Origin of the sequence: Coprococcus ammoniilyticus, assembly GCF_025567345.1 — a bacterium.
Classification (GTDB): domain Bacteria; phylum Bacillota; class Clostridia; order Lachnospirales; family Lachnospiraceae; genus Coprococcus; species Coprococcus ammoniilyticus.
This window is the reverse complement of the sequence record NZ_JAOQJS010000003.1, coordinates 220,052-237,766: the sequence shown is the minus strand read 5'-3', so window position 1 is coordinate 237,766 and position 17,715 is coordinate 220,052. Positions and strand designations below refer to the sequence as shown.

Here is a 17,715-nt window from a genome sequence, read left to right as displayed (position 1 = left end):
TTGGAAAAATTGCCTAAAATAACAGTATTATTTTCAGAAATTTCTACATTCAACTTAAGCTTAGAAAATTGACTTTTAATAGGAATTGAATTATAGTTGTTAGTGGTTAAGAAGCGTTAAGAATTTCTAAACCATTAACAACTATATTTATATAATTTGACCTGATAAAGATACATGATGAACACATTTATGAGGGAAATGAGGGAATAGAATGTATAGAAAAGGGCCGCAGGGCTGGTTAAAACATCTGGATTTTACAGTGCTGAATCTGGTAGCACTGCATGCATCTTATTGTATGGCGTATTTTATACGGATGGGAACAGAGAATCCGTATCATAGTAAGTTATATCGGACAATAGCCGTACTTCTGACATTATTTCAATTATTGGTTACCATAGTATGTCATATATATAAAGGCGTATTGAAACGTGGACATTTCCGTGAAGCAATCGCATCCGTGAAGCAGTCTGTACTGGTTGTACTTCTGGCAGTATTCGTTCTGTTCATGATGAAAATGGGTGCGGCCTATTCCAGAAAGGTTATGGCTTTGTTTGGCATGATTTATCTGGTCATAGGTTATGTGGTCACACTTCTCTGGAAGGAATATATACGAAGACATCGTGTGGCAAAGAAATCTATTGTGATCGTGACAGTCAAAGAATATCTGGATGCGTTGCTTGCAGAAATGGATACAGAATACTATAATCTGTATCGGGTTGCAGGTATAGTATTATTAGATGCAACTGAGGATGAGGCAGAAAGCTATAATACAGAATATACGGATCTGGAGCTTGGTATATATGCATATACAGATGAAGTTCTGGAGCAGATCATGCATGGCTGGGTAGATGAGGTCTATGTGAATATACCATTTGAGAGGCATATCCCTGAAAATCTTCTGGGACAACTCGCAGATATGGGGATTACGGTTCATGTACGTGTCCGTGTTCCGGCAGAGCTCTCCGATTATCAGTATGTATTCGATAAACAGCTTGGTCATCATGTATTGACCGTTAGTACTACATATATAACAACCTACCAGGCATTTGTGAAGCGTGCAATAGACATCTTAGGCGGAATCGTAGGATGTATCTTTACAGGTATCCTTACGATCATTCTTGCACCATGTATCTATATCGCATCACCGGGACCGATCTTCTTCTCCCAGTACCGTATCGGTAAGAATGGCAAGAAGTTCAAGATTTATAAATTCCGAAGTATGTATATGGATGCTGAAGCACGAAAAGCAGAGCTGATGGAGCAGAATCAGGTTAAGGATGGCATGATGTTCAAGATGGAATATGATCCGCGAATCATTGGCTGCAAGAAGCTGCCGGATGGTACGATCAAGAAGGGCATCGGAAACCGGATCCGTGACTGGTCACTCGATGAATTCCCGCAGTTCTTCAATGTGTTAAAGGGAGTCGGCGGTATAATAGAGCCAACCAAGAAAAAGCTTGATTTTACAGGGTTTTCGCTGGCTTAGCTAGGTTCCGTAGTATGATTTGTCATTAAAGGAAACCAATCGTATTTCCAGCGGGGATATATATAATAAAGTGGTTTCCTGGATGCTTATTTTGACCCAATCATAAATAAGTAAATGAGAATCATAAATAATAGGAGGTAATGGCTGAGCCTGCGAATGTTCCTCGAAAGACGTTCACAGGTTATCTGTCGTTGGAGAAAAATATAAGAAATAAATGAGAAAAAGAGATAAGAAAGTAGCCCTCGATTTTGTCGGGGGGGGGGTACAGTAAGGGAGATATGAAATGCTAGGAATATCAAAACGAAAGTGTACGATGGATACCCCAGTATACATTAATGGGAATGAAAAGAAAAAGAAAACTGAATATCGAAATTCTTATATCGCATATCTAAATATTCAAAATGTGATTCCCATGTGCTGCTTACTTGTGTTTGGGGTATGGCTATGGACGGAATTACATATCTCAACAAATCTTAACATATTCTGGATTAATGCTCTTCTTTGTGTAGCAATAATCCTATCTAGTTTTAAATCACTCAAATTTGAAGGCAATTTCTACAATTGTGGGGACGATTGTAGATTAACAAATAGATTACAAAAAAATGGAAGGGGAAAGAAAAAAATCTATGTATAGAAAAGATTCTGAAGGATGGTTAAAACACACAGATTTTATAATCTTAGACATGATCTGTTTGCAATTAGCGTATGTTCTGGCATATGCAATTAGCGGATATGGATTTAATCCATATGAAACAATTATTTATCGAAATATGGCAGTTTTCCTTGAACTGGCAGATCTGGTTATGATTTTTGCATATGGCACCATGAAAAGCGTGTTAAAGAGAGGATACTATCGTGATTTTGTAGTTACGTTAAATCATGCGATTATGGTAGGTGCCTTAGCGGTTTTATATTTATTCCTGCTTCATGAAGGGCAGGACTTTTCAAGATTAACATTGATGCTGACCATAATAATTTATTTAGTAATGACGTATGTTGTCAGAGAACTTTGGAAAAAACTTCTGCGAAAACAGATGAAGGATGGCGGAGAACGTAAACTACTGATTGTAACATCAGAAGATGTGGCTGAACAAGTAGTGTCAAGTATGCAGGAAAACAATTATGCCAGATTCTCATTGGCTGGTGTAGCTGTAATTGATGCGGACTGGACTGGAAGAGAAATTCATGGAGTTCCGGTAGTTGCCAACGAAGAGACTGCAGCAATGTATGTATGTCAGGAATGGATTGATGAAGTTCTGATTGTTGTTTCAGAAGTTCTTCCGTATCCGTCAGAGTTAATTGAGCAATTATCAGAGACAGGAGTAACCATTCATCTTAATCTTGCAAAGATCACAAGTGTGCCAGGGAAAAAACAGTTTGTGGAAAAGGTTGGTAATTACACAGTCCTTACGACAAGTATTAATTATGCATCAACCAGACAGTTAATGTTAAAACGATTGATGGATATTGCGGGTGGATTAGTTGGATGTATTTTTACCGGAATCATTTGTATTTTTGTCGGACCGGCAATTTATATTGCATCACCGGGACCAATTTTCTTTGCTCAGGAACGAGTAGGAAAGAATGGAAAGAAATTTAAAATGTACAAGTTCCGCAGTATGTATATGGATGCCGAAGAACGTAAGGCAGAGCTTATGAAAGATAACAAACTTGGAGATGGAAAGATGTTTAAACTGGACTTTGATCCTCGTGTTATCGGAAATAAGATACTTCCAGATGGGACACATAAGACAGGAATCGGTGATTTTATCAGACGAACAAGTTTAGATGAATTTCCGCAATTCTTTAACGTATTACGAGGCGATATGTCGATTATAGGTACTCGCCCACCCTTGATTTCAGAAACGAATCTGTATGAGCTTCACCATCGTGCAAGGCTGGCAATTAAGCCGGGAATCACTGGCATGTGGCAGGTAAGCGGACGAAGTGATATTACCGATTTTGAAGAAGTAGTTCGTCTTGATAAAGAGTATATCACAAACTGGAACATTGGGCTAGATATAAAAATATTATTTAAAACAGTGATGGTGGTTTTTAGAAAAGATGGTTCTATGTAATTAAATATCAATCAGCGGTTTGGTTTCTGCAAATAGAAATCAAACCGCAAGAAAGAATGTTAGATAAGTTATAAATATAAAACAAATTAAACAATGGTATTAAAAAGAAAAGTATCATCCTGCCGGATGTGATTATAGATACAAAAATACTTTTTAAGGGAAATATCAATAATTGAAGGAGTAAATTATGAAAAAATTTGATTATTTAGTAGTGGGTTCTGGTCTTTATGGAGCAATTTTCGCTCATGAAGCCAAAGCACATGGGAAATCTGTTTTAGTTGTGGATAAACGTCCTAATATTGCGGGCAACATTTACACCGAAAAAATCGAGGACATCAATGTCCATAAGTATGGTGCACATATTTTTCATACTAACAATAAAAAAGTATGGAATTATATTACACAGTTTGCAGAATTTAATCGTTTTACAAATTCTCCGGTTGCTAATTATAAAGGTGAACTTTATTCTCTTCCGTTTAATATGTACACATTCAACAAGATGTGGGGAGTTGTAACACCTGAAGAAGCAACTGAAAAAATTGAAGAGCAGCGTAGGGAAATCACTGGCAATCCACAGAATTTGGAAGAGCAAGCTATTTCTCTTGTAGGACGTGATATTTATGAAAAACTTATAAAGGGTTACACCGAAAAACAATGGGGACGTGATTGTAAAGATTTACCGGCTTTCATTATTAAGCGATTACCAGTACGTCTGACCTTTGACAATAACTATTTTAATGCTTTATATCAAGGCATTCCTATAGGTGGTTACACAAAAATGATTGCTAATTTGCTGGATGGTATTGAGGTTCGTTTGGATACTGATTATCTTGAACATAAATCGGAGCTAGATGCTATGGCTGATAAAATTGTATATACTGGACCAATTGACGCTTATTTTGGTTATAAGCTTGGACCATTGGAATATCGTTCTGTTCGTTTTGAAACGGAAACTCTGGATAAGTCAAATTTCCAGGGAAATGCTGCGGTTAATTATACAGATTCTGAGACACCGTGGACTCGTATCATTGAACATAAATGGTTCGAGTTTGGCAAAGATGAGAATGGAAATGATCTTCCTAAGACTATCATCAGTCGTGAGTATAGTAGTGAATGGAAACCAGGCGACGAGCCGTATTATCCAGTTAACGATGCCAAGAATGGATTATTGTATAGCGAATATAAGAAATTAGCAGAAGCAGAGGATAAAGTAATTTTTGGTGGTCGTCTTGGTGAGTACAAATATTATGATATGGATCAAGTTATTGCAGCTGTGTTGGATAAGTGTGAGAAAGAATTGGGAGAGTAAATATGGCAAAGAAGAAAATTTTAATGGTTTGTGAGGCTTTTGGAGGAGGCGTATTTACTTACGTATCGCAACTTTGTAATGATATGGCGGATGAATTTGATGTATATTTGGCGTATTCACTTAGACCTCAGACGCCTAAGAACTACAAAGACTTTCTGAATAAGAAAGTGCATTTAATTGAGATGAAAAATGTTGGTGTTAATGGACTAATTAATTTAAAAAGCGATATTGCAGCAATTAAAGAACTTCGTCAGATTGAAAAAAAAGTAAAGCCGGATGTAATTCATCTGCATTCTTCGGTTGCAGGTGGTTTAGGTCGACTTGCATATAAGGGAAAGAATAATACGGTTGTCTATACGCCACACGGTTATGCTCATATTCTTATGGGGCCGGGGAAGAAGAGCAAGGTATATAAATTTGCCGAAAAAGTTCTTGGAAACAGAGCATTAACACTTACCTGCTGTGAAAGTGAAGATGAAGAAGCAAAGAAATTTTCGAAGAGAACTGCTTATGTTGAAACTGGTGTGAATCTTGCAGATCTTTCTGCCTCTCTTGATGGAATTAAGCCTGTCAAAAATGATAAGTTTACAGTATTTACACTTGGTAGGGCGTGCGTTCAGAAGCAACCACAGCTTTTTAATAGGATTGCAGAATTGGTGCCAGATGCAAGATTTATTTGGATTGGTAATGGTGAACTTGAAAACGAATTGACTGCTCCTAATATTGAAGTGACTGGTTGGAAACCTCGTAAGGAAGCTTTAGCTATGGCAAAAGGTGCTGATGCATTTGTACTATGCAGTCTTGGGGAAGCTATTGCAATGAGCCTTATTGAAAATATGTACATTAAGAAATTAATTCTTGTTAGTAACACAATGGGAAATAAAAGTGTTATTCACGATGGTATCAATGGATATGTATGTGATAAGGCAGAGCAGTATGCTGAACATATAAAAGCAGCTATGAAGAAGTTCCCTAAAGAACTTCCAGAGAGAGCATATCAAGATGTGCTTGAAATTTATAACACAGAGGCAATGAAGAGAAAGTATATTAGATTATATACAGATATTATTGAAGGAAAATATTAATGGAAGAAAAAAAACATGAATTGGTGTCAGTTATAGTGCCAATATATAAGGTTGAAGATGATTTGCTTGATTGTGTAACAAGTATTCAAAATCAAACACATACTAATTTGGAAATTATTCTTGTAGATGATGGATCTCCAGATAAATGCGGAGAGATGTGTGATGTATTGGCTAAAGATGATGATAGAATTATAGTGATTCATCAAGAAAATGGTGGCTTATCGAGTGCACGTAATGCTGGAATGCAGGTAATGAAGGGTGACTACATTACATTTGTAGATAGCGATGATGTGCTTGAAAAAAAATTTGTGGAAAACTTGTTAAAATTGCTGCACAAGTATCAAGCGGAAGTTGCGGTGTGTCAGAATTCTGTTTTTACGAAAACGAGAGGTGTTGTGCATTTACATAGTCAAGATTGCATTAAAGAAAAGTGCTATGATTTTTCAGATGCAATTAAAAGTATGTTATATCAAAAGGAGTTTGATGTTGCAGCATGGGGAAAGTTGTATCGTTTAGATACACTTAAAGGTGTTACGTTTCCGGAAGGTTTAATTCATGAAGATATTCCAACAACATATAAGGCTTTGTTGAAGTGTAACAAAGTTGCATATACATCAGAGGAATTATATAGATACCAAATTAGAGAAAATAGTATTGAAAATGAGAAGTTTACTCCGAAAAAAATGGATTGCATCGCAACATCTCAAATGATGTTGGATGATATTGAAAAAAATTATCCTGAATTTGTAGCAGCAGCTCGAAGTAGATATTTTGCTGCACAATTTCATATATTGGCACAAATAAATGAAGATATTCCAGAAAAGAAAATTATAATTAATAATATTAAAAAAATTCGAGGTAAATTGATTAAAGATTCCTCTGCTAGTGTTAGGGTAAGAGGGGCGTGTTTACTAAGTTATTTTGGTTTCGATTTTACAGTGAAGATATTGAATAAGATGAATAAGCATAAGTATATTTGATATGTTAAATAGATATAAAGAGGTGATTTAATGCCAACAATCAGTGTAATTATTCCAGCATATAATGTTGAAAAATATTTAGATAAATGTATGAATTCAGTTCTTAATCAGAGTTTTACCGATTTTGAGGTTTTACTTATTGATGATGGTGCTAAGGATTCAACCGTTCAATTATGTGATAAATATGCTGAAAAAGATACTAGGGTAAAAACTTATCATAAAAAAAATGGTGGATTATCAGATGCACGTAATTATGGCTTAGAACGTATTTCAGGGAAATATGTAACATTTATTGATAGTGATGATTACATTGATGATAATTATTTAAAATATATGTATGATCTAATCCTAAAAGAAAATGCTCAAATTTGTATGGTTCAAGGACAGTTATTACTTGAAAATGAAGAGCCACATAAATTCCCCATAAATGTAGAGAAATGCGTAAGTACAGAAGAAGCAATTAGAATGATGTTACTTAGAAAAGAAGCTACACACACAAGTTGGGGAAAATTATATGACGTTTCTTTGTGGGAAAATATCCGCTTTCCTAAAGGCCAAAATTATGAGGATTATGCGACTACATATCATGTATTTTCGAAGGCAACAAGAGTTGTTTATAGTGATGCCAAATTATACTATTATATACAACGCTTAGGATCAATAATGCATGATGCTTGTTCAATTAAAACATTGAGTGTTTTAGATGTAGCAGATAACGTATCAGAGTATTTGTTAACAAAATGGCCAGAAAGTAGTGATGAGATATTAGATTTACAAGCTCATACATATTTGAAAAATTTGCAGCAGATTTTAAATAGTGGAAACAAGGCATTTTTGGAATATCAAAATAGAATTATATTATTTATTAAAGATAATAGACATAAACTTTTGACTTCAAATCGTGTACCATTAAATGACAAGGTTAAGATAGTTTCTCTTATGTTGGGAAAAGGAGTTTTTCTTAAAGTATATAATTTTTGTGATGGAAATAGAAAGGTAAATTAAAGAAACAATGAAGATTGATATAATTACGTTACATTATATTTGGCATTATGGTTCATTACTGCAAACTTATGCCACTTGTAAAGTCTTTGAAAAGTTAGGTTTAGAAACAGAAGTAATAGATTATGTTAGACCAAATGCAAGTGAAACAGAAGAAATAAAAGCAGGCGTAGTTGCAAAAGGATATGAAAAAAAACCTGTTAAAAAAGCATTATTTATAATTAGTAAAAAAATAGAAAATAAGCGAAGAAAAAAATTTAGCGAGGAATTTTTGAAAAAAACGGTTTCTATGACGAAACGTTATAGTTCATTTGACGAGTTAAAAATGAATCCTCCAATAGCTGATATTTATTGTACTGGAAGTGATCAAACTTGGAACAGTGAATATAATGGAGGCTTTCTACCAGCATATTTTTTAGAATTTGCACCTACAGGGAAAAAAAGAATTGGGTATGCGATAAGCATAGGTATGGATGAAATTCCAGAAAAAGAATTAGAGCAGACTAAAAATGCTGTACTAAAATATTCTGCAATTTCGGTTAGAGAAGATTCAGCAGTTAAATTAATAAAGAAATTAGGATATGAATCAGTTCAGCAGGTATTAGATCCTACGTTAGGATTAAGTTTAGAGGATTGGAAACCATTAATTGCTCCAGATGCGAATAATGGTAAATATATTTTAATTTATAAATTGAATCCAAATGATAAGTTAGAAAAATTTGCAGAAAAATTGGCAAAGGAAAAGAATTGTAAAATTATACGTGTAAGTTATTATTTAAATCATTTTAAGGATCAAGGAAAAATGAAATATAGTCCTAGCGTAGAAGCGTTTTTGTCATTAATTTATAATGCAGAAAGTGTAATCACAGATTCATTTCATTGCGTAGCTTTTTCGTTAAACTTTAATAAGGACTTTTATGCTTTTTATCCGGGAAAATATAGCACGAGGATTAGTAGTATTCTTGAATTGACAGGAACAAAGCATCGTGCAGTGGGAGAAAGTGAATTTAGTTATGATGTAATTAATTATGAATATGTAAACGAAGTTCTTTCAAGGGAAAGAAAACGAACACTTGATTTTTTGAAAGAAAGTTGTAAATAGGGGGATAAATTATGTATACAGAATTAAAATCATATCAAATTATTATTGCATTACTCAAAAAATATGGAATACGACATTGCGTGCTTTCTGCTGGTAGTAGAAATGTACCATTTGTTCATTCAGTTGAAGAAGATCCATATTTTAAATGTTATTCAGTTGTTGATGAAAGAAGTGCTGGGTATTTTGCATTAGGATTGGCTCAAGAAACAGGTGAGCCAGTGGTAATATCTTGTACAGCATCTACAGCATCTTGTAATTATTGGCCACCTGTTGCGGAAGCTTTTTATCAAGATGTTCCTCTTGTTATTTTAACAAGCGACCGAGATCCACATATGTTAGGACAACGAGAGGATCAGATGATTGATCAGGTAGGAATGTTTGATAGACATGTAAAAAAATCTGTAAATTTACCTATTGTGGATACTAAAGATGACTTTATATGGTGTCAAAGATTAGTGAATGAAGCCTTGTTAGAGTTAGATCATCATGGAAAAGGCCCAGTACATATTAATATTCCAATGAATAGTTATAATGTCTCATTTACTGTAAAAGAATTACCAGAGGTTACGAAATTTGAAAGATTACAGTATGCTTATGAGCAGGAAAAATGGGATGATAGAGTAGAAAAATTAAAGAGATGTAAAAAAATTCTGCTTGTTTGCGGACAGAATAGTAATGTATCTGAAAAATTAAAAACAGAGATAAAAGAATTTTCGAAAAAATTCAATTGTGCGGTATCAATAGAGTATATGTCTAACATAAATGATCCGGATTATATTAATACGGTATTATGTACGGATACACAATATATCACAAATAAAAAATTTGAAGAAATTATGCCAGAGATAGTTGTTTCATTTGGAGGAAATATTGTTGCTGGACTGAAAGAAATGCTTAGACGATTTCCAGGAAAATGTGAGCATTGGCTTATTCAGGAAGATGGTAGAGTAGTAGATTTATTTAAAAATTTAACAACCATTTTTGAGTGTACACCAGAATGGTTTTTTGAGTATTTTAATACAAAAGCAGGAGATATTCAAAATGATAATGAATATAATCTTATGCTAAAGGAATATAAAGAATCAATTAAGTATCCTGAATTTGAGTATTCTAATGTGTATGCAATAAAAGAAGTTGTTGAAAATGTGGGCTCTAATTCTATGATTCATATGGCAATTAATAATGCAATTAGAATCACTAATTATTGTTGTTTAAAACCAGATGTTAAAGTATATGCTAATATTGGAACATTTGGTATTGATGGTTGTATGTCTAGCTTTCTAGGACAAGCATGTGCGAGAAAAGATTTATGTTATTTAATAATTGGAGATCTTGCATATTTTTATGATATGAACGCAATGCGTATTAAACACATTAATAAGAATGTACGTATATTATTGATTAACAATGAAGGAGGCGGGGAATTTTATTATAATTATACTTGGATTAACAAATCTAGTGATTTGCATACGACTGCTCGTCATTGTACTAAAGCAGAAGGATGGGTTAAAGAAAATGGATTCAAATATTTATGTGCACATGATAAATTGAGCTTTGATAAAGCTAGAAAAGAATTTATGGATGAAAACAGTGATCAACCAATATTATTGGAAGTATTCACAGAAATGTCAAATGATGCAAAAGTACTTCATGATTTTTATGCTTTAAGTAAACCTGTTGATGTAAAGCAGAAAGGAAAAGAAGTTATAAAGGGTGTTATTGGACAAGAAGCAGCGAAAAAATTGAAAAGTATGTTTAGCAAGTAACTGGAGGATAAGTAAATGATAAAGAACATTCTTCGTAAAATCAAATATAAATTAAAGAATACTTTTTCTATGAAAATTCCTGTTAATAATCCAATACTTTATGGAGAATTGTTAAAAGGCAGATGTGCTCTTATTACTGGTGGCACAAGTGGAATTGGTTTTGCTATTGCTGAGGCTTTTTTAAGAAATAAGGCGGATATTATAATAACAGGAAGAAATGAGAGTAAGATTGAAAAAGCAGTTAATCAGCTAAAAAAAGAATTTGCGGAACAAAAAGTTATAGGGATTGTACTAGATAATTGTGATGTTACCAAAATGAAAGATATTTTTCAAAATCCATTGTTGGGGGGGTTAAAAATAGATATTCTTGTAAACAATGCAGGTGTTATTAATAAAACTTTTTTTGGTAATACATTAGAATCAGATTTTGATATGGTTATTGATACGGATTTAAAAGGCCCATATTTCTTAAGTGAATTATTTGCTGAATATATGAAAGAAAATAAAATTCAGGGAAATATTTTGAATGTTTCATCATCATCGTCCATTCGTCCTGCCAATAATTCATATGGTCTTGCAAAATGGGGTATACGAGGAATGACATTGGGACTTGCTAAACATTTGAGTGCAGATGGGATTGTAGTAAATGCAATTGCACCGGGGCCTACAGCTACGTCAATGCTTATGGGAAATGATGAGCAAAGTATCAGTCGTCCAGCGTCACCTTCTGGACGATATACAACCCCAGAAGAAGTTTCCAATCTATCAGTTGTTCTTGTAAGTGATCTTGGACGAATGATTAATGGAGACACAGTTTATGTTACAGGTGGATGTGGCTTGTTAACTTTTGATGATTGGTCGTAATTAGTGGAGATAAGATTGATGGAGGAAATATGAATTATGAAAAGAGTTTTACAAGAACTTCCATCGCTAGATGGAGGCGGAATTGCGAAACTTTTATATGAGTATTATTCGCAAATGGAACATGATAAGATTCATTTTGATTTCATAATATATAGTTATTATGATGAAGGAATTTATGAAAAACCGTTGAGAGAAATGGGATGTAATATATATAAATTACCGCCATATAAATCCAATCCCAAAGAGTGTATAAAAAAAATGGAAGATATTATAGAACAGGGAAACTATGATATTGTTCATACACATATGGGAGTAATGGGATATGTGATTATGCGTATCGCTAAAAAATATAATGTAGCCAGAAGATGTATGCATTCACATATTGCAAATGAAGTTACAAGTAAAAAATCAAAATTTGCTAGTTTCTTTAGAATGATGATTGCACGCCATTATGTTACAGATAAATTAGCATGTGGTCAAGATGCAGCAATTGATATGTGGGGAAAAAAGGCCGTTGAGAATAATGAAGTTTTTATTATGAAAAATGCGGTTGATACAAATTTATTTAAGTTTAATGAGGAGAAAAGAAATCAACTTAGAAAGAAACTGGCGTTAGAAGATAAACTGGTATTAGTGATTGTCGGACGTTTATCTAGTCAGAAAAATTATCCATTTCTTTTTAAAACGTATAAAAAGGTTATAGAAAAAAGAAATGATACAGTATTATTGGTTATTGGTCGAGGAATGGAAGAGACTAGTATAAAAAATCTAGCAAAAGATATGGGATTAGAAAATTCAGTTCGATTTCTTGGAGTTAGAAATGATGTAGCAGATATTTTGAATGCTTGCGATTGCTTTTTGCTTCCGTCTTTATATGAAGGGCTTCCGGTAGTTTTAATTGAAACGCAGGCCAATGGTTTGACAGCTATAGTTTCAGATAGAGTAACAACAGAGTTGGCAGTTACCGATGTAGTTGAATTTTTACCAATAAGTGAAGATGCGGTTGAGATTTGGGCAGATAAAATATGTAGTTATAAGCCTTTAACAATGGATCTGAGAAAAAGTTATTTTAAAAAAATAGAACAAGCGGGATACGATATTATTAGTGCTAGTAAAAATATGGAAGATTTTTATCTTAAGGAGCCAAGAAGTTGAGTATATATATATCAGTATTTTTATCTTCGACAGTTTTTTTGTATGCAGGGGAGAAGATAAAAGATAAAAAATTAAATAGATTTTTAATCGTGATTGGTCTTTTGATACCATCTATAATAGCAGCTTGTCGTGCAGATAGTGTTGGAACTGACGTTTTGGTATATGGAAAAGCATTTTATACCCAAGCCGTTTCGTCTAGCAGCTTTATTACGTATGTTATTTCAAAAGTGGATTCAATGTTTTCCGATTTTGGATTCTATTTTTTGACGTACATATTATCTCGCTTTTTTAAGGATTATCATATTGGTTTTTTTGTATATGCCATTTTGGTACAAGTATTCTTTTATATAGCGTTTAAACGATGTAAAAAATTATTTAATACACCTGTTTGGTTTGCAATGCTGTTAATAAACTTATTTTTGTATAATATATCATTAAATTTAATGAGACAGTGTATAGCAGTTCCAATAGCTTTTTTGGCATGGACATATTTGGCGGATGGTAAAATTAAACAGTATATTTTGTTTACAATAATTGCTGTTGTTTTTCATTCATCAGCTTTGATAACGGTGTTGATTCTACCTATGTATTTATTACTCAGAGCTGGAAGAAATAAGCAACCTGTTGTTAAAATCATGCAAGGAATTTTGTTTTGTAGTTTAGTATTTGTAATATTATATTTTGGTTCCTCATTAATACAATTATTAGTTGCAAGAGGTATAATTCGACAAAATTATTTAAGTTATCTTGCAAACGGAAGATACTCAACATCATCTGCAATAGATATTTATACTGTTTTACAATATTTGATTTATATTATATTGGGTGTATTCACATTTAAATGCTTGAAGAATAGAAAAGTAGAGCCTACATTTTTAATAATGTGTGTTGGCTGTATTTTACTCTCTAAATTTGGAACAACATTTAACACATATGTATCCAGAGTTGGATATAATTTTTACCCGTACATGGCTTTGTTGTTGGCAAATATAGACAATTGTTTTACAAAACAGTCTAAAAAAATATATAGAATAGTAATCTTGGCTGTTGTGGGTTATTTTTGGTATCAGGCGTTTGTTTTACGAGGTTACAATGCAACAGTTCCATATTATTTCTTTTGGAATTAATTGAGAAGTTATATTTTGATGTTGAGGAGAAAATGATGAAATTAAGTATTATAATTCCAGTATACAATGCAGAGAACGATATTGGTAGATGCGTGGAGTCTATTAAAACAATTAATGAAATTGACTATGAGTGTATCATTATTGATGATGGAAGCACAGATAATACTTGGTTGAAATTGAAAAAATATACAGAAAATATTCCCCAATTTATTATTAAACATATTACCAATGGTGGTGTTTCCAATGCGAGAAATATTGCCTTGAATTTGTCTAGTGGAGATAAAATATTGTTTCTTGATGCTGATGACTACTTACTTTCAGATGCCGGTGATATATTGAAAAAAAATATGGCATTTAATGACGATTTAATTATATTTACTCATAAGAATGTTGTTAACGGACAGATTAAGGAGAATTATATTTATCCGAATATACTAGGACTTTCCTATACAGAGGCGTTAATCAAATTGACAATAGAAAATCAATGTTTAAATAATTGTTGGGGGAAGCTCTTCAAAAGTGAAATTATAAAGAATAATAAAATAAGATTTGATTCTCAAATGAAAATTGGAGAAGATGCCAAGTTTGTATTGGAATATTTGCAAGAATCCTCTAGCTTGAAGATATGTAATCTGCCTTTGCAGGCATATATAATTAATGAAGAAGGTGCGATGCGGAAAGCAGGATTAGAAGCACTTGGTGATGAAATTAAAACCTATGAGGCAAGAATAAATACATTAAGAAATCTGCAGGTTGAAATTAGTGATGAGTTAATGCAGGTCTTAAATTTGACATATTACAATAAAATAATAGGATATTTGATTCAAGACAGTCATAAATTTGGAGTTGTAAAAAACTATGAAAATATTTGCAGATATATAGAAAATAAAAAAATAAAAGAAATTCTGAATAAATTACCTAATAAATCATTATCTTTTAAACAGAAATTACTATTATTATTTATTAAAAATAGGTGGTATTTATTACTTGCGGTCATGCTTAAAATATTTATATAAGCTTAAATATAGAATGAGAGGAATTATGAAGATTGGAATTGTAACATTAATTTATGCAACTAAATTTGATAATTATGGAGGAACGCTACAAAATTATGCACTCTCGCAGGTGCTTTCTGATATGGGACATGAGGTTTCTACTATTGCCTTATATTATTCTAAAGAACCATTTTGCTTATATGGAAAAATTAGGCGTAAATTATATTGTAAATATGGTATTGATGTTCGCATTAGTAAAAAAGGCATACAATGTGCTAAAGTTGAAAAGTACCAGAAAAAAAGAAATGATAATTTTTTGCAATTCAGATCAGAAAAAATTCATACGGATACTCGTTGGATCGAGAAAAATAATTTTAGAAATCTGGATTCGGAATATGATCTTTTTATAGTAGGCAGCGATCAGGTATGGAATCCATATTGGGCTGTGAATAAAACTACTTTTGATGGGTTCTTTTTGCGGTTTGCCAAAAAAGATAAAAGGGTTTCATATGCTGCAAGTTTTGGGGTATCAATGATTCCTGAAAACCAAATAAGTGATTATACAAAAGCTCTTTTGGAATTTAAGCGTATTTCAGTTAGAGAAGATGCTGGAGCATCCATTATAAAAAATTTGTGTAATAGAGAAGCACAAGTTGTTCTTGATCCAACTCTGTTGCTTGATAAGTGTCAGTGGGAATGTATTCAAAAAAAGATGCTTAATATTCAGACAGATAGTCCATATATACTAACATATTTTTTAGGGGAAATGCCAGAAAATGCGAAGGACTATATAGAAAAGGCTTTTTCTATAAAAGGGGAAATGAAAATTTACAACCTTGCAAAACAAAATGAAAAAGATTTATATGCACTTGGTCCGTCTGAGTTTATTTACATGATTTCTCATGCAAAATTAATTTTAACAGATTCATTCCATGCATGTGTATTTTCTTTTATTTTTGAAAAGCCATTTATTGTGTTTGATAGACAAGACAATACAGCAGATATGATGTCAAGAATTGAAAATCTGTTGAAGACTTTTTCTATAGAACGAAAATATGCATCTAGTGGAATGGAAAATGATTTATTTGAGGCAGACTATCAAATTGGACACACAATTTTAAATGAAAAAAGAAAAGAATCTATAAAGTATCTGGAAAATATATCAGATAGTAGTGGTAAATAAAGTTGGTGGTGACGGAATGAAAATTGAAAGAACGAAAAATGCATCCAGAAATATTGTATTTGGAACATTGCTAAAATTATACCAGGTAATTGGCCCTTTTTTGATGCGTACGGCTATGATTTACCTTATGGGTGTTCAATATTTGGGGTTAAATAGCTTATTTACATCAATTTTGCAAGTTTTAAATCTTGCAGAATTAGGTGTTGGTAGTGCTATGATCTATAGTATGTATAAGCCCATAGCGGATGATAACAAGACCATGATATGTGCGTTAATGAAGTTGTACAGAACATATTATAGAGTGATTGGTCTTGTTATTGCGTTGGTTGGTGGATTTCTTACACCGTTTATACCTAGACTAATTTCAGGGGAAGTTCCTAATGGAATTAATATTTACGTATTATATTTACTTAATTTAGGAGCAACAGTTTTGTCATACTGGTTGTTTGCGTATAAAAATAGTATTCTTCAGGCTTTCCAAAGAACAGATATTGTAAGTAAGGTTTCTTTGTTTACAATAACTGTTCAGTATGGTCTGCAATTATTAATATTAGTTGTTTTTAAAAATTACTATTTATATGTTTTGGTGATGCTTATAACTCAAGCATTAACAAACATTATAACAGCAATTGTAGCGGATAGAATGTATCCAGAGTATAAGCCACAAGGGAATGTTGATAAGAAACAAATTAAGCGAATAAATCAACGTATTAAAGATTTGTTTACATCAAAAATCGGAAGTGTAATATATGATTCAGCAGACACGATTGTTATTTCTTCATTTCTAGGATTAACCGTTTTAGCAGTATATCAGAACTATTTTTATATATTGAATGCTATTACCGGTTTTATAACAATAATTTTTAATTCATGTACAGCTGGAATAGGAAATAGTTTGGTTGTTGAAACGAAGGAAAAAAATTTTAAGGATTTAAAAAAATTCTCGTTTATTATTTGTTGGATTGCCGGAATCTGTACAGTTTGCTTATTGTGTTTATACCAACCTTTTATGGAGTTATGGGTTGGAAAGGAATTAATGCTTTCTTTTTATGCAGTTATTTGTTTTTCCATTTATTTTTTTATTCGGCAATTAAACGGTCTTCTTAACCTATATAAGGATGCTTCAGGAATGTGGCATGAGGATAGGTATAGACCATTGATAGCAGCTTTGACCAATTTAATTCTTAATATTATTTTGGTTAGAATTATAGGTATTTATGGAATACTTTTATCAACCGTCATTGCGGTCTTGATTGTTGGAATTCCTTGGCTTTTACATAATTTGTTTACATATGTGTTTGAAAGAGACTGTCTGGCACTTTATTTAAAAAAGATTGTAGGCTATGTGGTGGTTATTACAATTAGTTGCGTTGTTACATATTATATTTGCTCACAAATTGTATTGCCGATAATATTAAATCTGGTAGTTCGTGCGATTATATGCTGTATCTTGCCAAACTTTATTTATTATATGGTTTATCATAATTGCGATGAATTTCAGCAGGCAGTCATGCTTTTGAAAAAACTTAAAAAATAATGTAAGAGTGAACAGAAATAAGTTTAGTAGATAAGCTAAACTGGAG

The 17,715-nt window shown here is 32.6% G+C and carries 14 protein-coding genes; all 14 read left to right on the top strand.

Features of this window, described 5'->3' with window-relative positions:
• Positions 1–211: 211 nt before the first annotated feature.
• The 14 genes from OCV60_RS05695 to OCV60_RS05630 all read left to right on the top strand — a co-directional run bounded on the left by OCV60_RS05695 (position 212) and on the right by OCV60_RS05630 (position 17,669).
• Positions 212–1,486: a sugar transferase gene (locus tag OCV60_RS05695; RefSeq protein WP_262529690.1), complete on the top strand. Its 1,275-nt coding sequence runs from the start codon at positions 212–214 to the stop codon at positions 1,484–1,486.
• Between the two features lie 626 nt (positions 1,487–2,112).
• Positions 2,113–3,564, top strand: a complete 1,452-nt coding sequence (locus OCV60_RS05690; RefSeq protein ID WP_262529689.1) for a sugar transferase — start codon at positions 2,113–2,115, stop codon at positions 3,562–3,564.
• Between the two features lie 187 nt (positions 3,565–3,751).
• Positions 3,752–4,873, top strand: a complete 1,122-nt coding sequence (gene glf / locus OCV60_RS05685; RefSeq protein WP_055052972.1) for a UDP-galactopyranose mutase — start codon at positions 3,752–3,754, stop codon at positions 4,871–4,873.
• A gap of 2 nt (positions 4,874–4,875) precedes the next feature.
• A complete protein-coding gene (locus OCV60_RS05680; protein ID WP_055052971.1) occupies positions 4,876–5,958 on the top strand; it encodes a glycosyltransferase in 1,083 nt (360 codons plus the stop codon).
• The gene (locus OCV60_RS05675) at positions 5,958–6,938 is read left to right on the top strand and encodes a glycosyltransferase (RefSeq protein WP_055052970.1); all 981 of its coding nucleotides are present in this window, start codon (positions 5,958–5,960) and stop codon (positions 6,936–6,938) included. The genes OCV60_RS05680 and OCV60_RS05675 overlap by 1 nt, the downstream gene beginning before the upstream one ends.
• A gap of 30 nt (positions 6,939–6,968) precedes the next feature.
• Positions 6,969–7,943 (top strand): glycosyltransferase family 2 protein, encoded by a 975-nt coding sequence (locus OCV60_RS05670; RefSeq protein ID WP_055052969.1) that lies wholly within the window; start codon positions 6,969–6,971, stop codon positions 7,941–7,943.
• Positions 7,944–7,950: 7 nt separating this feature from the next.
• The gene (locus OCV60_RS05665) at positions 7,951–9,042 is read left to right on the top strand and encodes a polysaccharide pyruvyl transferase family protein (protein WP_055052968.1); all 1,092 of its coding nucleotides are present in this window, start codon (positions 7,951–7,953) and stop codon (positions 9,040–9,042) included.
• A gap of 11 nt (positions 9,043–9,053) precedes the next feature.
• Positions 9,054–10,808: a 2-succinyl-5-enolpyruvyl-6-hydroxy-3-cyclohexene-1-carboxylic-acid synthase gene (gene menD / locus OCV60_RS05660; RefSeq protein WP_055052967.1), complete on the top strand. Its 1,755-nt coding sequence runs from the start codon at positions 9,054–9,056 to the stop codon at positions 10,806–10,808.
• 15 nt (positions 10,809–10,823) lie between these two features.
• Complete coding sequence (locus tag OCV60_RS05655; protein WP_055052966.1) at positions 10,824–11,672, top strand: SDR family NAD(P)-dependent oxidoreductase; 849 nt, start codon at positions 10,824–10,826, stop codon at positions 11,670–11,672.
• A gap of 36 nt (positions 11,673–11,708) precedes the next feature.
• Positions 11,709–12,827 (top strand): glycosyltransferase, encoded by a 1,119-nt coding sequence (locus OCV60_RS05650; RefSeq protein ID WP_055052965.1) that lies wholly within the window; start codon positions 11,709–11,711, stop codon positions 12,825–12,827.
• Positions 12,824–13,954 (top strand): EpsG family protein, encoded by a 1,131-nt coding sequence (locus tag OCV60_RS05645; RefSeq protein ID WP_055052964.1) that lies wholly within the window; start codon positions 12,824–12,826, stop codon positions 13,952–13,954. The genes OCV60_RS05650 and OCV60_RS05645 overlap by 4 nt, the downstream gene beginning before the upstream one ends.
• A 35-nt stretch (positions 13,955–13,989) precedes the next feature.
• Positions 13,990–14,970 carry a glycosyltransferase family 2 protein gene (locus tag OCV60_RS05640; RefSeq protein WP_055052963.1) on the top strand — a complete coding sequence of 327 codons (981 nt, stop codon included), beginning with the start codon at positions 13,990–13,992 and terminating at the stop codon, positions 14,968–14,970.
• Between the two features lie 25 nt (positions 14,971–14,995).
• Positions 14,996–16,132 carry a polysaccharide pyruvyl transferase family protein gene (locus OCV60_RS05635; protein ID WP_055052962.1) on the top strand — a complete coding sequence of 379 codons (1,137 nt, stop codon included), beginning with the start codon at positions 14,996–14,998 and terminating at the stop codon, positions 16,130–16,132.
• Positions 16,133–16,148: 16 nt separating this feature from the next.
• Entirely contained in the window at positions 16,149–17,669 is a 1,521-nt protein-coding gene (locus OCV60_RS05630; RefSeq protein ID WP_055052961.1) for a lipopolysaccharide biosynthesis protein, read from the top strand.
• The last annotated feature ends 46 nt before the right edge of the window (positions 17,670–17,715 follow it).